Source organism: Actinomadura sp. KC345 (assembly GCF_004348515.1).
Taxonomy (GTDB): Bacteria; Actinomycetota; Actinomycetes; order Streptosporangiales; family Streptosporangiaceae; genus Spirillospora.
This window is the reverse complement of the sequence record NZ_SMKH01000014.1, coordinates 13,380-37,240: the sequence shown is the minus strand read 5'-3', so window position 1 is coordinate 37,240 and position 23,861 is coordinate 13,380. Positions and strand designations below refer to the sequence as shown.

Sequence of the window (23,861 nt, the reverse complement as noted above, 5' to 3'; positions counted from 1 at the left end):
GCCCTTCGGAAGCAACAGGCAAGAGTATGCATGATGATGGATGCATATTCAAATGCGTCTCGGGTGCCGAGACGCCGGCCCGCCGGCCTCACCGCCCGCGGTGACCCGTGGCGCGGGCTCAGCGGCGGACGCCGGGGCCGGTGATGCGGACGTCGCCGCGGCTGGTCACGACGAAGACCTGCCAGTTGTAATAGGCGTAGTAGGCGCGCGGGTCCCTCCGCATCTGGCGTGCGTGACGCTGCACCGCCTCCACGTAGAGCGGGGTCGGGTTGTAGGCGTGCAGAGCCCGCCGGTAGTCGTCCGGCGCTCCCGAGGACGTCAGGTAGTTCGCGGCCCCCATGACCGCGTCGCGCGGGTCGTGTATGTCGCCGTCCATCCCGGACTGGCGCCAGGTCGCGGGCAGGAACTGCATGGGCCCCTGCGCCCCGGCCCAGCTCGGCGACTTCACCCGGCCGTACTTCGTCTCCACCAGCATGATCCCGGCCAGCACCTGCCAGTCGACGCCGAACCGCTTCCCGGCGTCCTTGAAGTGCTTCAGCAGCACGCCCGCCGGCACGGGCTCCCGGGTGCGGAACTTGCCGAGGTCGTCCTCCGGCTTGGCCAGCTCCAGCAGCTTGCCGACGGCCGTCACGTTGTCGCGCGTCGGGCCGGCGACCGCTCCCGGGAGTCGCGCGATCGTGCGCCGTTCGAGGCCGGAGTCCCTGGCGAGCGCCCGGTAGAGCCGCTGCTGCCGCAGGGCCAGGTGGACGACCGCCTCGGGCGGCCGGGTCCGGCTCGGGTCACCGCGCACCCACGCGTCCACCGCGGGACCGAGTGCCCGGTGCGTCCGGTTCAGGTCCTCGGCCAGGCCCTCCGGGTCCTTCGCGAGCCTGCCGTTGGGTTCCGGCAGAGGCGCCGCCGAGGGCGAGGCCGGCGTGGTCGCCGCTCGTGAAGGCGGCGGCTGCCCGCGCTCGCCGTCCGCTCCGCCGCCACATCCGGCCACCAGCAGGACCACCGCGGCGCCCAGGGCGCGGTATCGCCGTTTCGACATCCGAATCACGCACGCGACGATGCCCATCTCACGGGCACCGGTCAACCGCCCCCTACGACAGGCCGTCAACCGGCGTTGACACTCGCGCTGATGTCAACCTAGATTGACAACCCGGAACGAGTGGATACTTGGACGCCTCAGGATTCCACCCCCACGAAGAGGAATCGGAGGGAGACGGCGCATGACCGAACCCCCGGAAGCCGCCGTTCGCACGGCCGGCCTGGAGAAGACCTATCCCGCCTCCGGGCCGCGCCCCGAGGTGCCCGCCGTCCGGGGCATCGACCTGGACGTCCCGCGCGGCGAGTTCTTCGGGCTGCTCGGCCCGAACGGCGCGGGCAAGTCGACCACCATCGGCATGCTCACCACCCTCGTCGTCCCGACCGGCGGCAGCGCGCACGTCTGCGGCCTGGACGTGGTGAAGGACTCCGTCGAGATCAAGCGCCGTATCGGAGTCGTGTCGCAGAACAACACCCTCGACAGCGACCTGACCGTCGCCGAGAACCTGGAGTTCCGGGGCCGGTACTTCGGGCTGCGCGCCCGCGACGCCCGCAGGCGCACCGACGAGCTGCTGGAGCTGTTCGGCCTGACCGAGCAGCGCGGCGGCAACCCGTTCGAGATCTCGGGCGGGCAGGCCAAGCGCGTGATGATCTGCCGCGCCCTCATGCACGGCCCCGAGGTCCTGTTCCTCGACGAGCCGACGGCCGGGCTCGACCCGCAGACCCGCACCAACCTGTGGGAGGTGCTGCGCGGTCTCCAGGCCGCCGGGCAGACCATCCTGCTGACCACGCATTACATGGAAGAGGCCGAGGCACTCTGCGACCGGGTCGCGGTCGTCGACCACGGCGAGATCCTCGCCAGCGGGACGGTCGACCAGCTGAAGTCCAGCGCGGGCGCCGACACCGTCATCACCGTGGCCTACGACGCGGCCGTTCCTGAGGAGGTCAAGGCGGTCGCCGAGCGCACGGGGATCAGCAAGGTCGAGATCAACGACGGCCAGGTGCGCGTGTTCGCCGCCGACCCCGACGGCCTCCTCGGCGAACTCGTCGACCTTGGGTCTGCGGCTGGCGTCGGTGTCACCGACGCTAGCCAGCTCCGCCCCAGCCTAGAGACCGTCTTTCTCGCCCTCACCGGAAGGGAGTACCGCGATTGACCTCACCCCACGTCGAGACAAGGGGCTTCAACCCTCGCAGGTTGAGCTTTCTGCTTCTCAGACAGCAGCCGACCCGAATCAACGGCGAGGGACAGAGCACTGCCCATCGGTCTTACGCCAGCTCCACAGACCTGACATTCCGCCAGCCCGGCGGTAGGCCCGGCCGTCTTGGTCCTCGCCGACCCGGCGCCGCCAAACGTATCGCCCCCACCACGATCCGTGGCCAGAATGGAGAAATCCGTTGAGCACCACCGTCCTGGCTCCGCCGCCGCCGGCGCGGGCGACGATCGGCCGCACGTTCGCCGCGATGATGGCGCGCGAGGCGCGGGTCCTGCGCAAGAACTTCCTGTCGACGTTCGTGCGGGTGCTGGTCCAGCCCGTGATGTTCGTCTTCGTGTTCGCCTACGTCCTGCCCAAGCTCGGCGGCGGCGCGATGGCGGGGGCCGCCGGGGGCCCGACGTTCTCCACCATCCTGCTGCCGGGCCTCGTCGGGTCGTCCATCATCATGCAGGCCATGATGGCGGTGATCTTCCCGCTGATGATGGAGCTGACCTGGCAGAAGTCCATCACCGACCGGGCGCTGGCGCCGTTGCCGATCCCGCTGCTGGCCGCCCAGAAGATCATCGCGGCGGCGGCGCAGGGGCTGATCGGCGGGCTGCTGGTGTTCCCCGCGGTGCTGTTCATCCACGCCGAGGGCGAGTCGCCCAGCGTCCACGTGAGCAACTGGCCGGTGCTGGTCCTGGTCATGGTGGCCGGGGCGCTCATGTCGGCCGCGGGCGGCCTGCTGCTCGGCACGCTGATGAACCCGCAGAAGGTCCAGGTGCTGTTCGCGATGGTGCTGCTGCCGATGACCATGCTCGGCTGCGTGTACTACCCGTGGTCGGCGCTGGACGGCATCCGCTGGCTGCAGATCGCCAGCCTGTTCAACCCCCTGGTGTACGTCAGCGAGGGGCTGCGCAGCGTGCTCACGCCGGACGTTCCGCACATGCCCATGTGGGCGTTCCTGCTGGCCATCCTGGGCGGGACGGTCCTGCTGACCTGGGCCGCGACCCGCACCTTCACCAAGCGGGTCCTGACCTGACGCGCGCGGAGCGGGGCCCGAGGGTTTTGCCGCCCCCCGGGCCCCTGTGGTTACCGCCCAATTCGCACGCCGGCACATGGATGGACGCGGATCAGCCTGAGACCGTCGCGCGTTACCGTTATGCGACCGCCGCACGAGCGCGGCGAGCCGGACTCGAACCGGCATCTCGACGGTGGTAGTCCACGTCCGCGCGATCCGGCGATCGGCGGTGAATGCTGAGTCTGGAGCGAGAATCTGAGTTTGATCGGATGGCCGCCTCTACCGTTGGGCCACCCCGGCGCGGATGCCGGGGGCGGGACTCGAACCCGCATGTGACACTCATCCTGGTCAGCTTCGGCTTCAGCTTCAGCTTGCGCTCCTCGCGCACCCCCCGCGCCACGGCGGGGGGATCCTATTGAGTTGTCGGAATCGTCTCGTGCGGCGCGCTCACCCGAACAGGTAGCCGAAGACCGCCTCGCCGACCCGCTGGTCGGTGACCTCGGCCGCGTTGGCCTCCTCACGGGCGAACTTGACCGCGTCCTGCAGCTTCTCCACGCGGCCGAGCAGCTCGTTGACGCGCCTGGCCGGAAGCGCCCCGGAGAACTTCACCGTCGTCCACGTGCCGACGGGGACGTCCTCGTAGTACACCTCGACCTGGGCCGGGTGCTTCTCGGTCGCCTCCGCCTTGACGTGGTTGCGCGGGACCTTCTTGGTCTTCACGGTGCGGACCGCCTCGGTCCGCCACACGTCGGTGGACGCGTCGAAGGTCCACGCCTCCGCGGCGTCCAGCACCGGCAGCTTCTTGACGAAGGTGTGCAGGTCCTTGAGCTGCTTCTCCAGGAAGAGCAGGTAGGAGACCGGCACGTCGCGCAGCAGCGTCGTGCCGTCGACCGCCACGTCGGCCCGGGCGGTGCAGTTCGCCCAGTCCTTGGTGGCGGTGACGTCGAACAGCCGCGTCAGCGAGCCCGTCACGTCGCGCAGGACGTCGTCGACCTTGACCTGGACCCGGGTGGACTCGGCGGGCAGCTGCTCCCCCTCCTCGTCCCTCGGCTGGTAGGTCCGCGAGATGCCCGACAGCAGCGGAGCCTTCTGGACCGCATGGTGCGCGGCGGTCAGGTCCTGGAAGGACTTGCTCTTGACGCCCTTCTCGACCGCGATGATCTGGTTGAGCTTGGTCGGCACCCCGATGACTCCCCTCGATGTGGGCACAACGGTAACAGGCGATTGATCATGCCATCACCGCATTTTCGCCACCCGGCCCGGTCTCGGTCAGGCCGGTCGCACGGTCCATGCGCAGCCTGCGGGTGATGCCGAGGGTGCTCAGGAACGGCTCGTCGTGGCTGACCACGATCAGGGCGCCCTCATAGGCGGTGAGGGCCTGCGCGAGCTGCGCGGCGCTGGCCATGTCGAGGTTGTTGGTCGGCTCGTCCAGCATGAGCAGCTGCGGGGCGGGCTCGGCGAGCAGCAGGGACGCCAGCACGGCGCGGAAGCGCTCCCCGCCCGACAGCGTCCCGGCCGGCCGCTCGGCCCGCGCGCCGCGGAACAGGAAGCGCGCCAGCCCGGCCCTGACCTTCGACGGCGGCGCCGAAGGGGCCTGCGCGCGGACGTTGTCCAGGACGCTGAGCTCCTCGTCGAGGACATCGAGCCGCTGCGGCAGGTACCGGACGCCGTCCACCCCGACCTTGACCGACACTCCCTCCGGGAGGCACTCGCCGGTGAGCGCCCGGAGGAACGTCGTCTTGCCGGAACCGTTCGGGCCGGTCAGCGCGATCCGCTCCGGGCCCCGGACGATCAGCTCGCCGAGCGTCCCGGTCTCCGGCTCCGGCGCGGTCAGGCCGGTCACGGTGACGACCGTCCGGCCTGCCGGTACACGGGTGGCGGGCAGCTCGATCCGGATCCCGGCGTCCTCACGGACCGCCTCCTCCGCCTCGGTGAGCCTCGTGCGGGCGCCGGCGAGCCTCTCCTCGTGCATGATGCGGTGCTTGCCGGCCGACACCTGCGCCTGCCGTTTGCGCTCCCCCATCACGATCTTCGGCTCGCGCTTGTTCTCGTTCATCTTGGCCCCGTAGCGCTTGCGCCGGGCCAGTTTGACGTGCGCCTCCTCCAGTTCGCGCTTCTGGCGCCGCAGGTCGGTCTCGGCGGCACGGACCGTCCGCTCCGCCGCCTCCTTCTCCACGGCGAGCAGCTCCTCGTAGGCGGACAGGGCGCCGCCGAACGACCGGATCGCGCCGTCGCGCAGGTCGGCGATCTCGTCGACGCGGTCGAGGAGTTCGCGGTCGTGGCTGACGACGACGAGCACGCCTGTCCAGGCCGCGACCGCGTCGTACAGGCGGTGCCGCGCGTCCAGGTCGAGGTTGTTGGTCGGCTCGTCCAGCAGCAGGACGTCGGGACGCGCGAGGAACTGCGCCGCGAGCCCGACCATCACGGCCTCGCCGCCCGACAGCGCCGGGACGGCCCTGTCCAGGCCGATGTGGTCCAGGCCGAGCCGGTCCAGCTCGGCGCGTGCGCGCTCCTCGACGTCCCAGTCGTCGCCCACCGCGGCGAAGTTCTCCTCGGTGGCCTCGCCGCGCTCGATGGCGTGCAGCGCGGCGCGCGTCGCGCTGACACCGAGCAGGTCCGAGACCGTGGCCGCGCCGCCGAGGGCGAGGTTCTGCGGCAGGTAGCCGACCTCGCCGTCGACGCCGACGGTTCCCGACCCGGGACGCAGCTCCCCGGCGATGATCTTCAGCAGGGTGGACTTGCCGGATCCGTTGACCCCGATGAGCCCGGTCCGCCCGGCGCCGAACGCGGCGTCCAGGCCGTCGAGGACGACGGTGCCGTCCTCCCAGGCGAAAGACAGGTCCGAGCACACGATGGCGAATGACATAGGGGCGGCCTCCATGGTGATGAGCAGGTGCGGGACACATGGAGACACCGCGGAGCCGCGCGACGCGCCGGCGGGCATGGGAAAGCCCGGCGAGACGAGAGTCCACACTGAGGTCACGTGCGCGGGCCGGTGAACGGCCGCTGCGCGGTGTCGGACCTCAGATCCTCAATGGACTCCCCTGCCGGGCGGCGATGTGACGTGGTCGAGATTACCCGATCCCTTATCGCAACACAAGTAGCATTAACAGGTTTTCCAGGCGGCCCCTCGTCGAGAGCCTGAAGCCTCGGCTACGCCGGTCGAGACGTGAATCCGCCCCGGCCCCGCGGAAGGGCGGGCCCGGAGCGGGTTTCGCGTGGGTCAGGCGCCGCGGAGGGTGGCGCCGGTGCGGTCGGAGGCGGACGCCACGGCGGCGGCGCGGGCCTCCGAGGCCTCCTCGGCGGTGAGGGTGCGGTCCGGGGCGCGGAAGCGCAGCGAGTAGGCGAGGGACTTGCGGCCCTCGCCCACCTGCTCGCCGGTGTAGACGTCGAACAGCCGGATCGCCTCCAGCAGGTCGCCGGCGCCGGCGCGCAGCGCCGACTCCACCTCCGCGGCCGGCACCGAGGAGTCGACGGTCAGCGCGACGTCCTGGGTGGCGACCGGGTAGCGCGACACGTGCGGCGCGCGGACGGTCGCGGGGTCGCCGAGGCGGCGCAGCTCCAGTTCCATCGCGCAGGTCCGCGCGGGCAGACCGTACGCCTTGGTGACGCGCGGGTGGAGCTCACCGGCGTGCCCGACGAGGGTGTCGCCCGCGTAGAGCGCGGCGCAGCGGCCCGGATGCCACGGCGCGTGCCGGTCGGCCTCGGCCCTCAGCTCGACGCCCGCCTCGCGGGCCACGGTGCGGGCCGCCTCGATCGCGTCCGCCCACAGCGCCGGACGGCCCGTGCCCCACCAGCCGGACGGCTCGCGGTCGCCGGACAGGACGGCGGCCACGCGGTGCGGCTGGTCGGGCAGCGCCGCCTCCAGGGAAGCGATCTCCTCGGGCGACGGGCCGCGGTCGACCGCGAGGCGCGGTGCGCGGGCGGGCGCGTCCGGGTCCGGCCGGAACACCACGCCCAGCTCGTACAGGGCGGTGTCGGCGAAGCCGCGTCCCACGTTGAGCGCCAGCGCCTTGAGCAGCCCCGTCAGGAGGGTCGTGCGCAGCAGCGGCTCCTGCTCCGACATCGGGTTCGCGAGCCGCAGCGTCCGGCGGCGGTCGTCGCCGGCGGGGAGCTGGAGGCCGTCCAGGTCCTTCTCGGCGACGAACGGGAAGGTCAGCGCCTCGACGTAACCGGCCCCCGCGAGCGCGCGGCCGACGCGGCGGCGCAGCCGCTGCTGGACGGTCAGCCCCTTCCCGGCGACCGGGCGCGGCGCCCTGGCGGGGATGTCCTCGTACCCCTCCAGCCGGATGACCTCTTCGGCGAGGTCGTTGGGGTCGGTGAGGTCGGGGCGCCAGGACGGCGGCCTCACCGTGAGCGTGTCGTCCCCTTCGACGGCGCAGCCGACCTGCTCCAGCCGGCGGACGACCGCGTCCCGCCCGTAGACGACGCCCGCGACCCTGTCGGGGTGGCCGGCGGGCATCGTGACGGTGACCGGCTCGACGGGCGCCTCGGCGTGGGTGACGCCCGGCACGATCTCCGCGCCGCCCAGCTCGGCCAGCATCCGCGCCGCGCGGTAGGACGCGTACAGCGGCAGCTCGCGGTCGACGCCGCGCTCGAACCGGTAGGACGCCTCGCTGTGCAGCCGGTGCCGGCGGCTCATCCGGGCGGTGCCGATGTCGTCGAAGTGCGCGGCCTCGATGACCATGTCGGAGGACCGGTCGCCGATCTCGGTGGCGAGACCGCCCATCGTGCCCGCCATCGAGATCGGGCCCGACTCGTCGGTGATGAGGATGTCCTCGGGGTCGAGGGCGCGGCTGACGTGGTCGAGCGTCTCCAGCTTCTCGCCGGGGGCGGCCCGCCGCACGACGATCGGGCCGGTGAGCCTGCCCCGGTCGAAGGCGTGCAGCGGCTGCCCGAGCTCCAGCATCAGGTAGTTGGTGACGTCGACGGCCAGCGACACCGGGCGCATCCCGGCGCGGTGCAGGCGGACCTGCATCCACAGCGGGGTCGCCGCGTCGGGGTCGAAGCCGCGCACCTCGCGCAGCACGAACCGGTCGCAGGCGGTGGGGTCCGCGATGCTCGCCGGATACGATTCCCGGTCGTCCGCCGGAAGCTCCACGCCGGCCGGATCCTTGAACCGGACGCCGTAGGCCGTGGCCGCCTCGCGGGCGATGCCGCGGATCGACAGGGCGTAGCCGCGGTCGGGGCTGACGGCGATGTCCAGGACGTCGTCGCGCAGCCCGAGCAGCTCGATCGCGTCCGCGCCGACGGGGGTGTCCGGCGGCAGGACGAGGATGCCGCTGTGGTCTTCGCCGATGCCCAGCTCGCTGACCGAGCAGATCATGCCCTCGGACACCTTGCCGTAGGTCTTGCGGGCGCCGATCTCGAAGCCGCCGGGCAGCACGCCGCCCGGGAGGATGACGGCCACATGGTCCCCGGCCGCGAAGTTGACGGCGCCGCACACGATGTTCTGCGGCTCGCCGGTGCCGTTGGCCCGGCCGACGTCGACCCGGCAGTAGCGGATCGGCTTCTTGAAGCCGGTCAGCTCCTCGATCGCCAGGACCTCGCCGACGACGAGCGGGCCGGTGAGGTCGGCGCCGGCCCGGTCGACGGTCTCGACCTCCAGGCCCGCCGCGATCAGCTCGGCGGCCAGCGCCCGGCCGTCCACGCCGGCCGGGAGCTCGACGTACTCGCGCAGCCAGGAAAGCGGGGCCCGCATCAGATCTCCATCCCGAACGGGAGGGTGAACCGGACGTCGCCCTCCACCATGTCGTACATGTCCTCCACGCCGTGCCGGAACATCAGCGTCCGCTCGACGCCGAGCCCGAACGCCCAGCCGCTGTAGCGGTCCGGGTCGATGCCGCAGGCGACCAGCACGCGCGGGTTGACCATGCCGCAGCCGCCCAGCTCGATCCAGCCCTCCGAACTGCAGGTGCGGCACGGGTCGGCGCCCGGCTCCGCTGAGGCGCCCCGGCACACGAAGCACTGCATGTCGACCTCGGCCGACGGCTCGGTGAACGGGAAGTACGACGGCCGGAACCGGGTCTTCAGGCCCTCGCCGAACATGCCGGTGGCGAAGGCGTCGATGCCGCCGCGCAGGTCGGCCATCGTCAGGCCCTCGTCGACCGCGAGGCCCTCCAACTGGTGGAAGACGGGGCTGTGCGTGGCGTCCAGCTCGTCGGTGCGGAACGTCCGCCCCGGCATCACCACGTAGACCGGCAGCTCACGCGAAAGCAGCGCCCTGATCTGCACCGGCGAGGTGTGCGTGCGCATGAGCAGGCCGGTCTCCTCCGACCCGACGAAGAAGGTGTCCTGCATCGTGCGGGCGGGGTGGTCGGGCTTGAAGTTGAGCGCGTCGAAGTTGAACCACTCCGCCTCGACCTCGGGCCCCTCGGCGACCTCGAAGCCCAGCGAGACGAAGACGTCGGCCATCCGCTCCTGCATGGTGGTCAGCGGGTGCCGCGCGCCGCGCGGGGCGCGGTCCCACGGCAGCGTGACATCGACGGTCTCCTCGACGAGGACGCGCTGGTCGCGTTCCTCCTCCAGTTCCGCCTGGCGCTCCTTCAGCGCCTTGGACACCGCGCCGCGGGCGGCGCCGATGCGCTTGCCCGCGTCGGCGCGGGCGGCGGGCGGCAGCGCGCCGATCTCGCGATTGGCGAGCGCCAGCGGGGAACGGTCCCCGGCGTGCGCCAGGCGGACCTGCTTCAGGGCGTCGAGGTCGCCGGCCCCGGCGATGGCCGAGAGCGCCTCGTCGCGGACGCGGTCCAGCTCTTCGGGCTGCAACGCGGACACCTCGACGGGATCATAGGACTTGTTGGGTGCAGACATGGTGGTGTGATCGACTCCGGTCGGCGTGGGACGCCCGCAGTCTAGTGCGCGGGCGAGGGGGATCCGGAAAGCGTGCGCTCGACGCGCTGGCCCTGTCGGGAACCCGTGGCCGCGGTCCGTGCCGCGGTGCGCGCCGCGCTCAGGCGGCGTGGTCGGGGGCCCCTGCGGGCACGGTAAATCGGAACTCGGCGCCCCCGCCGGGCGCCTTCCGCACGGTGATCACGCCGCCGTGCGCCTCGACGAGGCCCTTGACGATGTAGAGCCCGAGGCCGGTGCCGCCGCGGCGGTTGCCGCCGGGACCGCGCCAGAACTGCCGGAAGACGCGCTGGACGGCTTCGGGCGGAATGCCCTCGCCCTCGTCGCGCACCAGCACGGCCGCTCCCTCCTTGTACGCGTCCGGCTCCACCACGATCGTGACGGTGCCGGCTCCGTGGCGCACCGCGTTCTCCACGAGGTTACCCAGGATCTGGTCCATCTTGTCGGGGTCGAGCCACATCTCGGGCAGCTCGCCGCGGACCTCGAAGCGGAAGCGGTCCTCCGGGTCGCCGGCTGCGACCCGGCCGGCGATGACCTTGCGCACCTCTTCGGGCAGGTCGACGACCTGGCGGTGCATCTCCAGCCGGCCGGCCTCGATGCGGGACACGTCCAGCAGCTCGGTGATCAGCCGGGTGACGCGGTCGGCGTCGGCGTTGACGGTCTCCAGCATCACGCGCTTCTGGTCGTCGTTGAAGCGGTGCCACTTCGCCAGCAGTGTCGCGGTGAAGCCCTTGACGCTCGTCAGCGGGGAGCGCAGCTCGTGGGCGACGGTGGAGACGAGGTCGGCGCGGTCGCGTTCCTGGCGGGCGCGGTGCAGGGCGTCGCGCAGGCACACCGTGAACCGCTCCACCCGGCCTTCGCCGTCCCTCTGGTACGCGGCCGTCACGAGCAGCTCCGCGCCGCCCGGCAGGAACAGGACGCGCTCGGGATGGCGGGTGCGGGTGCGGAGGCCGTCGTAGGGCGCGAGGCACTTCCACCAGTCGCGGCCCTCCGCGTCGTGCAGGTGCAGGACGTCGCGGAAGTCACGGCCGAGGGCGGACGCGGCGGCGATCCCGGTCATCCGCGCGGCGGCGGCGTTGAAGACCACCACCCGGGCGTCGCGGTCGGCGACCAGCATCCCGTCGGGCAGGTCGTCCGCCGAGACCCCGCCGGGGCCCGGCGCTGCCCCCTTCGCGGGCACGCGCGCGGCCACGGGAGGGGGTTCCTCTCCGCCCAATGCGGCCTCCAGTGCACCGAAGAGAACGCGGCCTGTCGACAAGAGACTCTAGCCCCAGTCGGGCACCTTACGGGACCCGGAAACCGCCCGCCGGCAAGGCATGTGTAGCCCTCGGGCGGCGTCGCGGCGGGTCCGGGCCAGGCCTCACCAGGAGGCCGGGGACCTCACCCGGGTCTCATCCGGACGTGGTGGGCGAGTCCAGCGCGGCGAGGGCGCCGTCCACGTCGGCGTGGACCGCGAACAGGCGCTGGAGCCCGGTGATGCGCAGCAGCCGCAGCTGGGCGGGGCGGACCCCGACGAGCACGATCTCACCGCCGGACGCGGCGATCTGGTTGTGCGCGGCGACCAGCGCGCCGAGCCCGGCCGCGTCGCAGAACGGGACGCCGGCGAAGTCGGCCACCAGCCGGCGCGGCCCCGCGGCGTGCAACTCGACGAGCCGCGCGCGCAAGACGTCGGACGTACGCAGGTCGATCTCGCCGGTGACCGCGACGACGGCGGTGTCGCCCCGCACCCGGGTGATCGCGACCTCCAGCGCGCCGCCGGCCGCGTGCACCCGCGCCGCGCGGGCCGCGGGAGATCCGGCGGCCGGGGCCGCCGTCCGGCACCTCACCTCCGGCGCGCGCCGGCCCGGCCTCCTGGCCGGCCTGGTCCCCTCGGTCATCACGTTCGCCCCCACTCTGCACGGCATCGTCGCCGCCCCGGTCAACGCACTGATCAACACCGTAGGCGCGGAGCCGGGCGGCGAGATCCCCCGCCGGACCCGTTTCCCGTTCCTACCTGCGGACGAGCCGCCGCGCGGCGGCGCACCCCCGCCCCTCGTCCGCGCGCGCACCATTCTCCCAGGTCACCGCCCGGAAAAGCGCGCCGGGGGCGACCGATTGCGGCCATCCGATCACAGATCGCATTGAACCGGTGAGGTCGTCGGCACGTACGACCCTCACCTGGGAGCCCTCGGCGGCGTCCGCTCAGCTCCTGCGCTGCGCGCGGGCGGAGGCATACAGGCATACGGCCGCCGCCGTCGCCAGGTTCAGGCTCTCGGCGCGCCCGTGGATGGGGACCCGCACGACCTCGTCGACGTGCCCGAGGATCTCGTCCGGGAGCCCCCACGCCTCGTTCCCGAACACCCAGGCGGTGGGCCGCGCGAGCAGGCCCTCGTCGATCGCGTCGTCAAGGGTGCGCTCGCCGGCGCCGTCGGCGGCCAGGACGGTGAGGCCGGCCTGCTTCAGCTCGGCGATCAGCGGGCCGAAGCGCGGGCCGACCACGACGGGCAGGTGGAACAGGCTGCCCGCCGAGGCCCGGACGCACTTGCCGTTGTAGGGGTCGACGGACGCGTCGGTGAACACGACCGTCTCCGAGCCGGCGGCGTCGGCGGTGCGCAGGACGGTCCCGGCGTTGCCGGGGTCGCGGACGTGCGCGAGGACGGTCACCAGCCGGGGCCCGGCCTCCAGGGCACTGGCCAGCGGGACGTCCACGAACTCGCAGACCGCCAGCAGCCCCTGCGGGGTGACGGTCTGGGCGAGCTCGGCCATGATCTCGCCGCTGACGCGCAGCACCGGGGCTCCGGCGCGCTCGGCGGCGAGCACCAGCTCGGGATGGCGGGCCTCGGCCTCGGCCGTGGTGAACAGCTCGGCGAGGCCGCCGGGGATCTCCAGCGCCTCCCGCACCGCCTGCGGCCCCTCGGCGAGGAACCGGTTCTCACGGCGCCGGAAGGCGCGCTTGGCGAGCCGGCGAGCGGACTTCACCCGCGGTGATCGGAGGGAGGTCAGCTCGCGGCCCGCCATGTCGCTGTGATCGCCTGTCGCCCGGTACCCGGGTCAGGCCGCCTCCGAGCCCTCGGCGGGAAGCGCGTCCTTGGCGACCTTGACCAGGGCGGCGAACGCGGGCGCGTCGTTCACGGCCAGCTCGGCGAGCATGCGGCGGTCGACCTCGATCTCGGCGGCCTTCAGCCCCTGGATGAACCGGTTGTAGGTGATGCCGTTGGCGCGGGCCGCGGCGTTGATCCGCTGGATCCACAGCCGGCGGAACTGGCCCTTGCGGTCCTTGCGGTCCCGGAACGCGTACGTCATCGAGTGGAGCTGCTGCTCCTTGGCCTTGCGGTACAGGCGCGAACGCTGACCGCGGTAGCCGCTCGACCGCTCCAGGACGACCCGACGCTTCTTGGCGGCGTTGACCGCCCGCTTCACGCGTGCCACGTGCTGAACTCCTTCGTGGGGGCCGGGGCCATGCCGACCTCGGCCGGTCGCTGATAGTGCAGGTCGAGTGCTACTTGCGCAGCAGCTTCTTGATGTTCTTCGCGTCGGCCTCGGCCACCACGGCCGGGCCGTCGAGCCGCCGGGTCCGCTTGGACGGCTTGTGCTCGAGCAGGTGGTTCTTGTTGGCGCGGCGGCGCATCACCTTGCCGGAGCCGGTCAGCTTGAAGCGCTTCTTGGCACCGCTGTGGGTCTTGGTCTTCGGCATGGTCGCCGTCGTCTCCCTCGTTCCCGGCCCCCGTGCGGACGCGCGGGGGCGCGCCTGATCGGCGCATCACACGGGGGCTCCGCGAACGTGTCCGTGGACGCGCCAGGTCAGGCTTCAATGTACGTGCGCCGCGACCCCGCTCTGCGCGAGGTCGCGGAGTCGGGACCGCCGCGGGCGGCCCCGGACGGCCGTTCAGGCGGTGGTCTCGGCCTCCTGCCCGCGGGCCGTCTTCTTCTTGTGCGGACCGATCACCATGATCATGTTCCGGCCGTCCTGCTTGGGCCGCGACTCGACGAAGCCGAGCTCCTCGACGTCGTCGGCGAGCCTCTGCAGCAGCCGGTAGCCGAGCTCGGGGCGGGACTGCTCGCGACCACGGAACATGATCGTGACCTTCACCTTGTCCCCGGCCTTCAGGAACCGCACCACGTGACCCTTCTTGGTCTCGTAGTCGTGCGGGTCGATCTTCGGGCGGAGCTTGATCTCCTTGATGACCGTGTGCGCCTGGTTCTTCCGCGCCTCACGCGCCTTCATCGCGGACTCGTACTTGAACTTGCCGTAGTCCATGAGCCTGGCGACGGGCGGACGCGCGGTGGGCGCCACCTCGACGAGGTCGAGGTCCGACTCACGCGCGATTTCAAGGGCCTTGGCGATGGGCACGATGCCCACCTGTTCGCCGTTCGGGCCGACGAGCCGGACCTCGGGCACGCGAATGCGGTCGTTGATACGCGGTTCGGCGCTGATGGGACCTCCTTGGGGCCGTTCTCAAGCTTTGTGGGACCGGTCGTACCCCGAGGCTTCCACAAGAAAAGCCCCGCACGACTCACGCACGGGGCCACCTTCGGTCTCCCTGGACGGCAGTGCCGCCCGGGGACGACGACGGGACGAGCGCCATGCGCCCGTTCGCCGGACCGAGGACCCACCGGCCTCACTGGCCGGTCAGGTGGGAGGTGGCCTCCGCTTGAGCGCCCGGTGCGCGCCACCGCTGCGGGTCGCGTGCACAGGGCCGGTCAGCCACCAAGAGTACCACCTGGCAAGGTGCGGCGCGCTACGGAACGCATCCTTTCAGGCGTTCCGAGGAGCCTCGTGAGGTACGCCACCCTCGTCAACGGATCGGGGCGCACGCGCATTCCCGGGTCCTGCGCTCTCGGCACGGCGGTCCGGGCTTGTTACGGTGGAGCGAAGACGGCCCGGTGCGGCCGGCACCAGGGAGGTAGTTCCCGCGATGCCCTCGGTCGAGGCCGGCATGGCCGGCCCCCTCACCGCCTTGTCGCCGATCAGGCTGGCGTTCGCCCAGAAGGCGTTCATCGTTTCCGGCGGACGGCTCCTGCTGGTCCGCAAGTCCGCGTCCGACCCGTTCCATCCGGGCCGCTGGGAGGTCCCCGGCGGGCGTCTGGAGGAGGACGACCTGGACCTGGACGACCACATCCGCCGGGAGGTCTGGGAGGAGGTCGGCCTCAAGATCGACCCGGGCGCGGCGTTCCATCTCTGGCAATGGTTCATGCCCGACCGGGCGGCCCCGGCCCAGCGGGGGCGGGTGCGCGTCGTGGCGGCCGCGCGCCGCTGCCGGCCGCTCACGCTGGACGCCGGCCTGGAGAACCAGGACGCGGGCGACCATCTCGACGAATGCGCATGGGTGCCGCTCGACGAGCTCCACGCCTACGACCTCATCCCGAGCCTGCGTCCGGTGATCCGGGCCTTCCTCGTCCCGCCGCGCTGAGCGGCCGCGACATGGCCGCACCCCGGACGCCCGTGCAGTGGCCGGGCCTGGAGGGCGCGGACGAGCGCCGCTTCGGACTCTTCGTCATCGGGGACGTGGGAATCGAGATCCGCGCTTCGCTGCCGGACGTCCGGTTCACCGAACTGGACGCCGACCGTCTCTCCTACGCCCCGGCACGGGCCATGGTCGCGGGGACGGCCGTCAACCTGGCCCGCTGCGCGACGCGCTACTTCAGCCGGGTCGGCGTGCTGGGAAAGGTCGGGGACGACGACTTCACGCCGGTGATCCGCCGGGAGCTGCGGCGGATCGGCGCGGACGACCACCTGCGCGTCGAGCCCGGCACGGCCAACGGCGTCGCGGTGATGCTGCGCGACCGGCCGCGCGGGGGCGGGCGGGGCGCCCGGCTCCTGGTCGTCCAGGACGACCCGCCGGGCCGCCGCCTCACCGAGCCGGAGGTCCGCGCGGCGGCGGCCGGGATCGGGGCCGCGGACGTGCTGGTCACCGACGGGTACTCGCTGCTGTCCCCGGTCTCGCGGGAGGCGCTGCGCGCGGCGGCACGGACGGCCCGTGACGCGGGGACGCGGGTCGCGTTCGACCTCGTCCCCCACGACATCGACGCGCGGCTCCCGGCCGGGGCCGTGCTCCCCGTGCTCGCGCTCGCCGACGCGGTCATCTCCGAGGCGCCCACGCTGGCGCGGCTGCTCGGCCGGCCGGTACCGGACGGCGGGCACGAGGTGCGGGGGCTGCTGCCGGAACTGGACCGCGCGGTGCCCGGCCGGCCGCTGTGGCTCCTGCGCTTCGGCGCCACCGCGCTGGAGCGGGTGATCGCGTACCGGCGGGGACGGCTGCTGCTGGAATACCCCACCGGATACGGCGACGGTGTCGAGCGCGCCGGTTTCGGCGACCGGCTCGCGGCGTCCGAGCTCTACTGGTGGCTCTCGGGGACGTGACCGCCGCGCGGGACCGCCTCCGCCTCGGGCCCCACCGCCGCGCGCAGGGCCCGGAGCGTGCGCAGGAACCGGCGCCTGCTGCCGGGGAGCCCGAACGTCTCCTGCCAGCGCCACGTCTCGTCGCCCGCGCCCGCGGTGACGGCCCAGCGCAGGAACTGGCTCCGCACACCGTCGCCGGGGTGGACCGTCGCGACGCCGTCCTCCTCTATCAGGAGGTAGGAGCGGCCGGTGCGGAAGTACGCCCGCAGCGCGGTGTGGCCGGCGGGCGCTCCGGGAAGGCCCTGCTGCTCCACCACCGCCCGGACGCCGTGCGTTCCCGGGAGCAGGTGCCAGTGCGCGTGGTCGATGCAGGCGCCGCCGCCCTGGGCGCTCGCCGGACCGTGCTCGAACAGCAGCAGCGCGCCGTCCCCGTACGCCTCGCGGTAGAGGCGGGCGACGCGGTCACGCCATGACATCGCGCGTTCCCACATGGCGCGGCCGAACGCCCCGGCGCACTGGTGGTGCTCGCGTGTCACCAGGAGCACGTGTCCCTCTGCCAGCGGCGCGACGTCCGGCATCAGGAGGAAGGCCGCGTCGCGCGCGATGACGCCCGTCTCCCCCGGCAGGCCGGCCATGGCGTTGAACCGGAACCGCAGGGGCGGGCACAGCACGCACTCGGGACCGGGCTCGCTCCACACCGTCGGCTCGGCCAAGCCTCCTCCAGCACCACGGACCGCGGGACCACTCTCGTTCCACGATGCCCGGCACCGGCGATCTGTACATCAACGGATACCGACATAGAACCCATAAGGTACAAAGTCTGGCCTTGCGGGCATAAAGGGGCACAGAAGGCGACATCGTGAATCAGACACCTCCTCTCCCCGCACCGGCCCCCCGCGCCGAACGTCCCGCCGCCGCGTCCGGGCCCGCCGACGTCCCCGCCATCGACATGGCGGTCCTGCAGACCCGGCTGACCGAATCGCTGGACGTGCTGCGCGACACCTACGCGCCCGCTCTCGGCTCGGGCGGCGGCTGGTACCACGAGCTGTCCCGCCCCGAGCCGGGCACCACCGCGACGGCCCTCGGGCTGCTGGCGTTCGCCGAGGCGGGCCGCCCGTTCGAGTACTTCGACGAGGGCCTCGCCCTCCTCGCCGCGCGGCAGACGAACTCCGCCGACGCACTCCTGGACGGCGGCTGGGCCACCAAGACCAGCCTCGGCATGCCGGTCGTGGAGGCCACCGGCTGGATCGCGCGGTTCCTCGCCCGCGCCCGCTGCGGCCTGCGCGACGACGCGCCCGACCTCAGGCGCGCCTACCTGTGGCTGGTGCGCAACCAGAACGCCGACGGCGGCTGGGGCTCCCTGCACGGCTGCCGGTCCCGGGTGTGGCTGACGTGCCTGGCGCTCCGCGCGCTCAGCCAGCTCAACCCCTACGACCCGGCGGTCGACCGGGGCGTGGAGTGGCTGACCGCCGACCGCACCGCGCACCGGCCCGGCTGGGGACCGACGCAGGCGTCCCGGCCCACCGTCACCCACACCGCGTTCGCGCTGGTGACGCTGGCGGAGGCGCGGCCGGACCTGCGGACCGAGCGGCTGCTGGACGCCTACGACTGGCTGCTGGAGCACCTCGACCCGGACGACGACCACACGTGGATCGAGACCTACGACGTCTCCCCGCACGGCACCGGCTCCAAGCCGGTGTGGCGGCTCGCCCTCTGGCACTACGGCCTCCCGGTCGCGCTCACCGCGCTGCTGCGGGACCCGCGCGGACCGCACGGACCGGCCGTCGCCCGCGCGTTCCGGACCCTGGTGCGCGGCGAGGTCGCCGACCCGCGCTGGAATGGCCCGCCGGGCGGCGGCCGCACCTCGCTGTGGACGCTCTGGTGGCGGCTGGAGACGCTGGTCGCGCTGGCCCGGACCCGGATCGCGGGGGACGCCGACGTGCTGCACTGGCTGCCGGACGCGACGGTCGTGCAGCTCGGCCATGCGCGGGAACTCCCGCTGGCGGCGCTGCTGCCGCACCGCCGGCTCGTCGATCCGGTGGCCCTGGCGCGGCGCCACTGGGCCGCGCTCCTGCTGGCCCTGGTGTGCGCCGGCAGCGCGTTCGGCGTCGCCCTCGGCGCGTGGGGCTGGAAGGACTTCTGGCTCAGCGTGATCCTGCCGGTCATCCTCACCAGCATCGACGAGTCGGTGAAGCGGCGCCGCCCGCCGCGCGCTCCGCCTCCGGCAGGCCCCTGAAGCGGCGATCAGGTGATCAGGCGCGGCGGGACAGCTCCGCCTCGCCCGCGGCACGCATCGCCTCCACCGGCACGTCGTCGCGGCCGGTCATCAGCGCCACCTGCCGGACGGCCTGGTGCAGCAGCATCTCGAAACCGCCGACGACCGTCCCGCCGGCCCGCCCGACCGCCGTGGCGAGCGCCGTGGGCCACGGCGCGTACACCACGTCGAACAGCACCGTGTCGAACAGGGCCGCGCCCGCGGGGGCGACGGGCTCGGCGAGGGCGTCCGCCGCCCGTCCCGGGAGCGTCGAGACCACCAGTCCGGCGGGCAGGTGCGCGGCGACCCGGTCGAGCGTCACGACCCGGACCGCGAGCCCGAACCTCACCCCGGCCTCCGCCGCCTCGGAGGCGCGTTCCGGCGTCCGCACCGCGAGCACCGCCTCCTCCATGCCGAGCGCGGCGAGCGCGGCCAGGGCGGACGCCGCCGTGGCACCGCCGCCCAGCACCAGCGCGGGCGTTCCGCCGTGCGGCGGGACGGGCTTCACGCCCGCCTCGGTCAGCGCCGTCACGATGCCGTGGACGTCGGTGTTGTCGCCGTGGCGCCGCCCGTCCCGCAGCACGACCGTGTTGACGCCGCCGACCTTCACCGCCAGGTCCGACACCGCGTCGACCAGGTCCAGCGCGGCGCGCTTGAGCGGCATGGTCAGCGACAGCCCCGCCCACTCGGGACCGAGAGCGCCGAGGAGGCCGGGAAAGTCCTCCTCACCGCACTCGATCGCCTCGTAGGACCATCCGTCCAGGCCCATCGCGCCGTACGCCGCCCGGTGCAGGACCGGCGACAGCGAATGCGCGACCGGCGACCCCAGCACCGCGGCCCGGCGGCCCGTCTCCCCCACTGCCACTTCCTCGTTCAGTTGCCCGGGTTCGCCTTCTGCCAGGCCCGGAACTCCTTCTCCAGCTCCAGCTGCTGGTCGTAGGTCGTGGCGAACTTGGTGATCTTGCGGTCCGGGTCGGTGGTGACGAAGAACAGCCACGTCCCCTTCTTCGGCTCCAGCGCCGCCTCGATCGCCGCGTGCCCCGGGTTGCCGATCGGCCCCGGCGGCAGTCCCCGGTACTTGTAGGTGTTGTACGGCGAGTCGTACTTGAGGTCCTCGTTGGTGACCGTGAGCGTCCGCTTGCCGAGCGCGTACACCACCGTGCTGTCGAACTGGAGCGGCATGTCCTTCTCCACCCGGTTGTAGATGACCCGGGAGACCTTCGGCAGGTCGCTGGGCCTGGCGCCCTCGGCCTGGATCAGGCTGGCCAGCGTGACGACGGTCCCCGGGTTCATCCCCGCTTCGCGCGCCTTGCCGGCGAGACCGTAGCTCGATGCCTCGGCGTTGAAGCGGGACACCATCTGCTTGAGGATCTGCGCCGCCGACCCGTTGGGGTCGAGGTCGTAGCGGCCCGGGTAGAGGTAGCCCTCCACCTTGCCCTTCGCGTACTGCGGCAGCCCGAGCTCCGCCGGCTTCTTCGCGGCCGCCTCGAACTCCTTCGCCGCGATCCCGGTCTTCTTCTCCAGCAGCTCGAAGACCTCGATGGCCCGCCGCCCCTCCGGGATCGTGATCTGGTTGCCGGCCCGCGACTTCGGGTCCAGCAGCAGCGCCATCGCCGCCGCGGACGACATCTTCAGCCGCATCTGGTAGAAGCCCGGCTGGATGCTGGGGGCGCGCGTCTCCTTGTTGTAGACCTTCACGAACGCGCGGTGGCTCTTGACCACCTCGTGCTCCTCCAGCGCCCTGCCGATCCCCGCGCCGGTGGCTCCGTCCTTGATCTGGACCGTGACATTCCCGGTGCCCTTGCCGGCGTAGTCCGGCGGGTTCCACTTGTCGTCCAGCCACGCGTACCCCAGCACGCCGCCGGTCCCGAACACCGCGACCAGGAACGCCATCGCGAACAGGGCCGCGGCCCGGCCGTTGCGCCTGCGCCGCCTCTGCCGCTTGCGGGTGCGCCGCCGGTCCTTCCTGCTGAAGCGCTCCTCCGGCGGCGGCCCGTCGCCGTACGGATCTGAGAAGAGGTCCAAATCGTTCATGAGCTCCCCCGGACGATCTCTCCTGGGGGGCTGCCGGTCAACCTTTCCGCGTCGAGCGCCGCCTGCAGCAGGACCGCCGCGGCGGCCTGGTCGACCACCTTGCGCCGTGCCCGGCCGTGCACGCCTCCGGCCCGCAGGCCGCTTTCGGCCGTGACGGTCGTGAGCCGCTCGTCGTGCAGCCGGACCGTCTCCGGGGGGAGGCGGTCCGCGAGCCTGGCCGCGAACCTGCGCGCCGCCTCCGCCGCCGGGCCCTCCCGGCCCGACAGCGAGGTCGGCAGTCCCACGACCACCTCGATCGCCTCATGCTCGGCGACGAGGGCCACGAGCCGGTCGATGTCTCCTTTGCCGCTCTTCACGGTCTCCAGAGGAGACGCGAGAATCCCGCCGGGGTCGCACCGCGCGACCCCGACCCGCACACTCCCCACATCAATTCCCAACCGGACGCCCTGCCTCATGCTCATGGCCTCGCCCCCGGTCGCTTACCCCGATGTGCGGGGATCACGCGGCCCCTACTGCGTGTTCGACGGCTTCCAGCGCCTCGCCGACGGCGGCCGGGTCGGCGCCGCCGCCCTGGGCGAGATCGTCCTTGCCACCGCCTCCTCCGCCGAGCGCCTTGGCCGCCAGGCCGACGAGCGCGCCCGCCTTGAGACCGCGCTCGCGCGCGCCCTCGGTGACGGCCACGACCACGACGGGACGGTCCTTCGGCACGCCGGTGACCATGACGACGGCGGGCCGGGCGATGAGCCTGCCCCGGATGTCGACGGCGAGCTTGCGCAGGTCGTCGGCGCCGGTGCCGCCGGGGGCGTGGTGGCCCACGAACGCGATGCCGCCGATGTCCACGGCGTCGCCGGCGAGCGCCCCGGCGGCGGCGAGGACCTGCTGCGAACGGAGCTTGTCCAGTTCCTTCTCGGCGTCGCGGAGCCGGGCGACGATGCCGGAGACGCGCTCGGGCAGCTCCTCCTTGCGCGCCTTCATCTGCTCCGCGAGCTGGGCGACCAGGACGCTCTCGCGGGCCAGGAACCGGAACGCGTCGATCCCGACGAGGGCCTCGACGCGGCGGACGCCGGCGCCGATCGACGACTCGCCCAGCACCTTGATCAGCCCGAGCTGCCCGGAGCGGGCGACGTGGGTGCCGCCGCACAGCTCCCGGGAGTAGTCGCCGACCTCGACGACGCGGACCTCGTCGCCGTACTTCTCGCCGAACAGGGCGAGCGCGCCCATCGCGCGGGCCTCGTCGATCGAGGTGTGGAACGCCCGGACGTCCAAGTCGCCGACCAGCACCTCGTTGACCTCGTCCTCGACCTCGCGGAGCACGCTCACGGGGACGGCGCCGGACGCGGTGAAGTCGAACCGGAACCGGCCGGGCGAATTCTCCGACCCGGCCTGGGCCGCGGACTCGCCGAGCGCGCGGCGGAACCCGGCGTGCACCATGTGGGTCGCGGTGTGCGAGCGGGAGATCGCGCGGCGCCGCTCGGTGTCGACCTCGGCGTGCGCGGAGTCGCCCGCCTGCGCCTCGCCGCTGCGGACGCGCCCGCGGTGGACGATGAGGCCCGGCAGGGGCGCCTGCACGTCGGTCACCTCGACGACGGCGCCGTTGCCCAGCCTGATCAGGCCGTGGTCGGCGAGCTGGCCGCCGCCCTCGGCGTAGAAGGGGGTGCGGTCGAGGACGACCTCGACCTCGGTTCCCTCCCCCGCCGCCGGCGCGCTGGCGCCGCCGACCAGCAGGCCGATGAGCCTGGCGTCGCCGCGCAGGTGGCCGTAGCCGATGAAGTCGACCTCGCCGCCCGCGCCGGTGAGCAGCTCGTCGAGGACGGAGACGTCCAGGTTGCCGGTGCGCTTGTCGCGGGCGTCCTTCTTGGCGCGCTCGCGCTGCTCGCGCATGAGCCGCCGGAACCCCTCCTCGTCGACCTGGAGGCCCTGCTCGGACGCCATCTCCAGCGTGAGGTCGATCGGGAAGCCGTAGGTGTCGTGGAGCTTGAACGCCTGGTCGCCCGCCAGCGCCCGGCCGCCGGACCGCCTGGCCTCCTCGACGGCCGTGTCGAAGATGGCGGTGCCGGTCCGCAGCGTCTGGAGGAAGGAGTCCTCCTCGGCGTCGATGACCGTGTGGATGTTCGCCGCCGTGCGCACGAGCTCAGGGTACTGCTCGCCCATCGCCGTGATCGCGACGGCGGTCAGCTCGTGCATCAGGCCGGCGTCCTGGCCGCCGAGGAGCCGCAGGTTGCGGATGGAGCGGCGCAGGATGCGGCGCAGCACGTACCCGCGGCCCTCGTTGGCCGGGCGGATGCCGTCGGCGACCATCATCGTCCCGCTGCGGACGTGGTCGGCGACGACGCGCAGCGACACGTCGGAGCGGTCGTCGCGGCCGTACCCGGAGCCGGTCAGCTCGGCGGCCCGGTCCAGGACCCGCCACAGGGTGTCGGTCTCGTAGATGTTGTCGACGCCCTGCAGGATCGCCGCCATGCGCTCCAGGCCCATGCCGGTGTCGATGTTCTTGGAGGGCAGGTCGCCGAGGATCGGGAAGTCGGCCTTGCCGTCGCCCGGTCCGCGCTCGAACTGCATGAAGACGAGGTTCCACACCTCCAGGTAGCGGTCCTCGTCGGCGACCGGGCCGCCCTCGCGGCCGTACTCGGGGCCGCGGTCGTAGTAGATCTCCGAGCAGGGGCCGCACGGGCCGGGGACGCCCATCGACCAGAAGTTGTCCTCCATGCCGCGCCGCTGGATGCGGTCGAGGGGGACGCCGACCTTGTCGTGCCAGATGCTCCGGGCCTCGTCGTCGTCGTGGTAGACGGTGACCCACAGCCTGTGCTCCGGGAACCCGAAGCCCCCCTCGGCCCGCGGCCTGGTCAGCAGGTCCCAGGCGAACGGGATCGCCTGCTCCTTGAAGTAGTCGCCGATGGAGAAGTTCCCCAGCATCTGGAAGAACGTGGCGTGCCGGGTGGTCTTGCCGACCTCCTCGATGTCCGGCGTCCGCACGCACTTCTGCGCGCTGGTCATCCGCTGGGACGGCGGGGTGCGCTGGCCGAGGAAGTACGGCTTGAACGGGACCATGCCGGCGTTGACCAGCAGCAGGGTCGGGTCCTCGGCGACCAGGCTCGCCGAGGGGACCACCAGGTGCCCGCGCTCCTCGAAGAACGTAAGGAAGCGGCGTGCGACCTCTGCCGACTCCAT

Annotated in this window: 21 protein-coding genes; 5 read left to right on the top strand and 16 right to left on the bottom strand. The window is 72.7% G+C overall.

The features are described 5' to 3' along the window. Window positions 1-118: 118 nt before the first annotated feature. Entirely contained in the window at window positions 119-1,030 is a 912-nt protein-coding gene (locus E1281_RS04255; protein WP_165958784.1) for a lytic murein transglycosylase, read from the bottom strand. A gap of 181 nt (window positions 1,031-1,211) precedes the next feature. On the opposite strand from E1281_RS04255, the gene E1281_RS04250 reads away from it, so the two are divergent. Next, window positions 1,212-2,180: an ABC transporter ATP-binding protein gene (locus tag E1281_RS04250; RefSeq protein ID WP_131875795.1), complete on the top strand. Its 969-nt coding sequence runs from the start codon at window positions 1,212-1,214 to the stop codon at window positions 2,178-2,180. 241 nt (window positions 2,181-2,421) lie between these two features. Further along, a complete protein-coding gene (locus E1281_RS04245) occupies window positions 2,422-3,261 on the top strand; it encodes an ABC transporter permease (protein WP_243716573.1) in 840 nt (279 codons plus the stop codon). A 426-nt stretch (window positions 3,262-3,687) separates the two neighbouring features. Here E1281_RS04245 and E1281_RS04240 read toward each other — a convergent pair whose 3' ends face one another. The 10 genes from E1281_RS04240 to infC all read right to left on the bottom strand — a co-directional run bounded on the left by E1281_RS04240 (window position 3,688) and on the right by infC (window position 14,500). Next, entirely contained in the window at window positions 3,688-4,422 is a 735-nt protein-coding gene (locus E1281_RS04240) for a hypothetical protein (protein ID WP_131875794.1), read from the bottom strand. A 46-nt stretch (window positions 4,423-4,468) separates the two neighbouring features. Further along, the gene (locus tag E1281_RS04235) at window positions 4,469-6,106 is read right to left on the bottom strand and encodes an ABC-F family ATP-binding cassette domain-containing protein (protein ID WP_131875793.1); all 1,638 of its coding nucleotides are present in this window, start codon (window positions 6,104-6,106) and stop codon (window positions 4,469-4,471) included. A gap of 357 nt (window positions 6,107-6,463) precedes the next feature. Continuing rightward, window positions 6,464-8,941, bottom strand: a complete 2,478-nt coding sequence (gene pheT, locus E1281_RS04230) for a phenylalanine--tRNA ligase subunit beta (protein ID WP_131875792.1) — start codon at window positions 8,939-8,941, stop codon at window positions 6,464-6,466. Next, window positions 8,941-10,050, bottom strand: a complete 1,110-nt coding sequence (gene pheS, locus E1281_RS04225) for a phenylalanine--tRNA ligase subunit alpha (protein WP_131875791.1) — start codon at window positions 10,048-10,050, stop codon at window positions 8,941-8,943. The genes pheT and pheS overlap by 1 nt, the downstream gene beginning before the upstream one ends. 139 nt (window positions 10,051-10,189) lie before the next feature. Beyond that, window positions 10,190-11,278, bottom strand: a complete 1,089-nt coding sequence (locus tag E1281_RS04220; RefSeq protein WP_279433584.1) for an ATP-binding protein — start codon at window positions 11,276-11,278, stop codon at window positions 10,190-10,192. Between the two features lie 199 nt (window positions 11,279-11,477). Further along, complete coding sequence (locus E1281_RS04215) at window positions 11,478-11,963, bottom strand: STAS domain-containing protein (RefSeq protein ID WP_131875790.1); 486 nt, start codon at window positions 11,961-11,963, stop codon at window positions 11,478-11,480. A 304-nt stretch (window positions 11,964-12,267) separates the two neighbouring features. After that, a complete protein-coding gene (locus tag E1281_RS04210; RefSeq protein WP_131875789.1) occupies window positions 12,268-13,083 on the bottom strand; it encodes an RNA methyltransferase in 816 nt (271 codons plus the stop codon). A gap of 33 nt (window positions 13,084-13,116) precedes the next feature. Beyond that, entirely contained in the window at window positions 13,117-13,494 is a 378-nt protein-coding gene (gene rplT / locus E1281_RS04205; RefSeq protein ID WP_131875788.1) for a 50S ribosomal protein L20, read from the bottom strand. A gap of 70 nt (window positions 13,495-13,564) precedes the next feature. After that, entirely contained in the window at window positions 13,565-13,759 is a 195-nt protein-coding gene (gene rpmI, locus E1281_RS04200) for a 50S ribosomal protein L35 (protein WP_131875787.1), read from the bottom strand. A gap of 192 nt (window positions 13,760-13,951) precedes the next feature. Next, window positions 13,952-14,500, bottom strand: coding sequence for a translation initiation factor IF-3 (gene infC, locus E1281_RS04195; RefSeq protein ID WP_131875786.1), 549 nt, complete (start codon window positions 14,498-14,500; stop codon window positions 13,952-13,954). A 481-nt stretch (window positions 14,501-14,981) separates the two neighbouring features. On the opposite strand from infC, the gene E1281_RS04190 reads away from it, so the two are divergent. Together E1281_RS04190 and E1281_RS04185 are read left to right on the top strand one after the other, a co-directional pair. Further along, entirely contained in the window at window positions 14,982-15,476 is a 495-nt protein-coding gene (locus E1281_RS04190) for an NUDIX hydrolase (protein ID WP_131875785.1), read from the top strand. A gap of 11 nt (window positions 15,477-15,487) precedes the next feature. Beyond that, window positions 15,488-16,426: a PfkB family carbohydrate kinase gene (locus E1281_RS04185; RefSeq protein ID WP_165958783.1), complete on the top strand. Its 939-nt coding sequence runs from the start codon at window positions 15,488-15,490 to the stop codon at window positions 16,424-16,426. Here the strand turns inward: E1281_RS04185 and E1281_RS04180 are convergent. Next, the gene (locus E1281_RS04180) at window positions 16,402-17,118 is read right to left on the bottom strand and encodes an HIT domain-containing protein (protein WP_131875783.1); all 717 of its coding nucleotides are present in this window, start codon (window positions 17,116-17,118) and stop codon (window positions 16,402-16,404) included. The two genes, E1281_RS04185 and E1281_RS04180, sit on opposite strands and share 25 nt — an antisense overlap. Before the next feature lie 146 nt (window positions 17,119-17,264). Here E1281_RS04180 and E1281_RS04175 point away from each other — a divergent pair, with 146 nt between their 5' ends. Beyond that, window positions 17,265-18,641, top strand: a complete 1,377-nt coding sequence (locus tag E1281_RS04175) for a prenyltransferase/squalene oxidase repeat-containing protein (protein ID WP_131875782.1) — start codon at window positions 17,265-17,267, stop codon at window positions 18,639-18,641. Between the two features lie 16 nt (window positions 18,642-18,657). On the opposite strand, the gene E1281_RS04170 is transcribed toward E1281_RS04175, so the two are convergent. Genes E1281_RS04170 through alaS form a run of 4 tightly spaced genes read right to left on the bottom strand, consistent with a single transcriptional unit; the run spans window position 18,658 to window position 23,861 of the window. After that, entirely contained in the window at window positions 18,658-19,518 is an 861-nt protein-coding gene (locus tag E1281_RS04170; protein ID WP_131875781.1) for a shikimate dehydrogenase, read from the bottom strand. Window positions 19,519-19,532: 14 nt separating this feature from the next. After that, window positions 19,533-20,693, bottom strand: coding sequence for an endolytic transglycosylase MltG (mltG, locus tag E1281_RS04165; protein ID WP_131875780.1), 1,161 nt, complete (start codon window positions 20,691-20,693; stop codon window positions 19,533-19,535). Further along, on the bottom strand, window positions 20,690-21,148 hold the full coding sequence (gene ruvX, locus E1281_RS04160; protein ID WP_131875809.1) for a Holliday junction resolvase RuvX: 459 nt from the start codon (window positions 21,146-21,148) through the stop codon (window positions 20,690-20,692). The genes mltG and ruvX overlap by 4 nt, the downstream gene beginning before the upstream one ends. Before the next feature lie 43 nt (window positions 21,149-21,191). Next, complete coding sequence (alaS, locus tag E1281_RS04155; protein ID WP_131875779.1) at window positions 21,192-23,861, bottom strand: alanine--tRNA ligase; 2,670 nt, start codon at window positions 23,859-23,861, stop codon at window positions 21,192-21,194.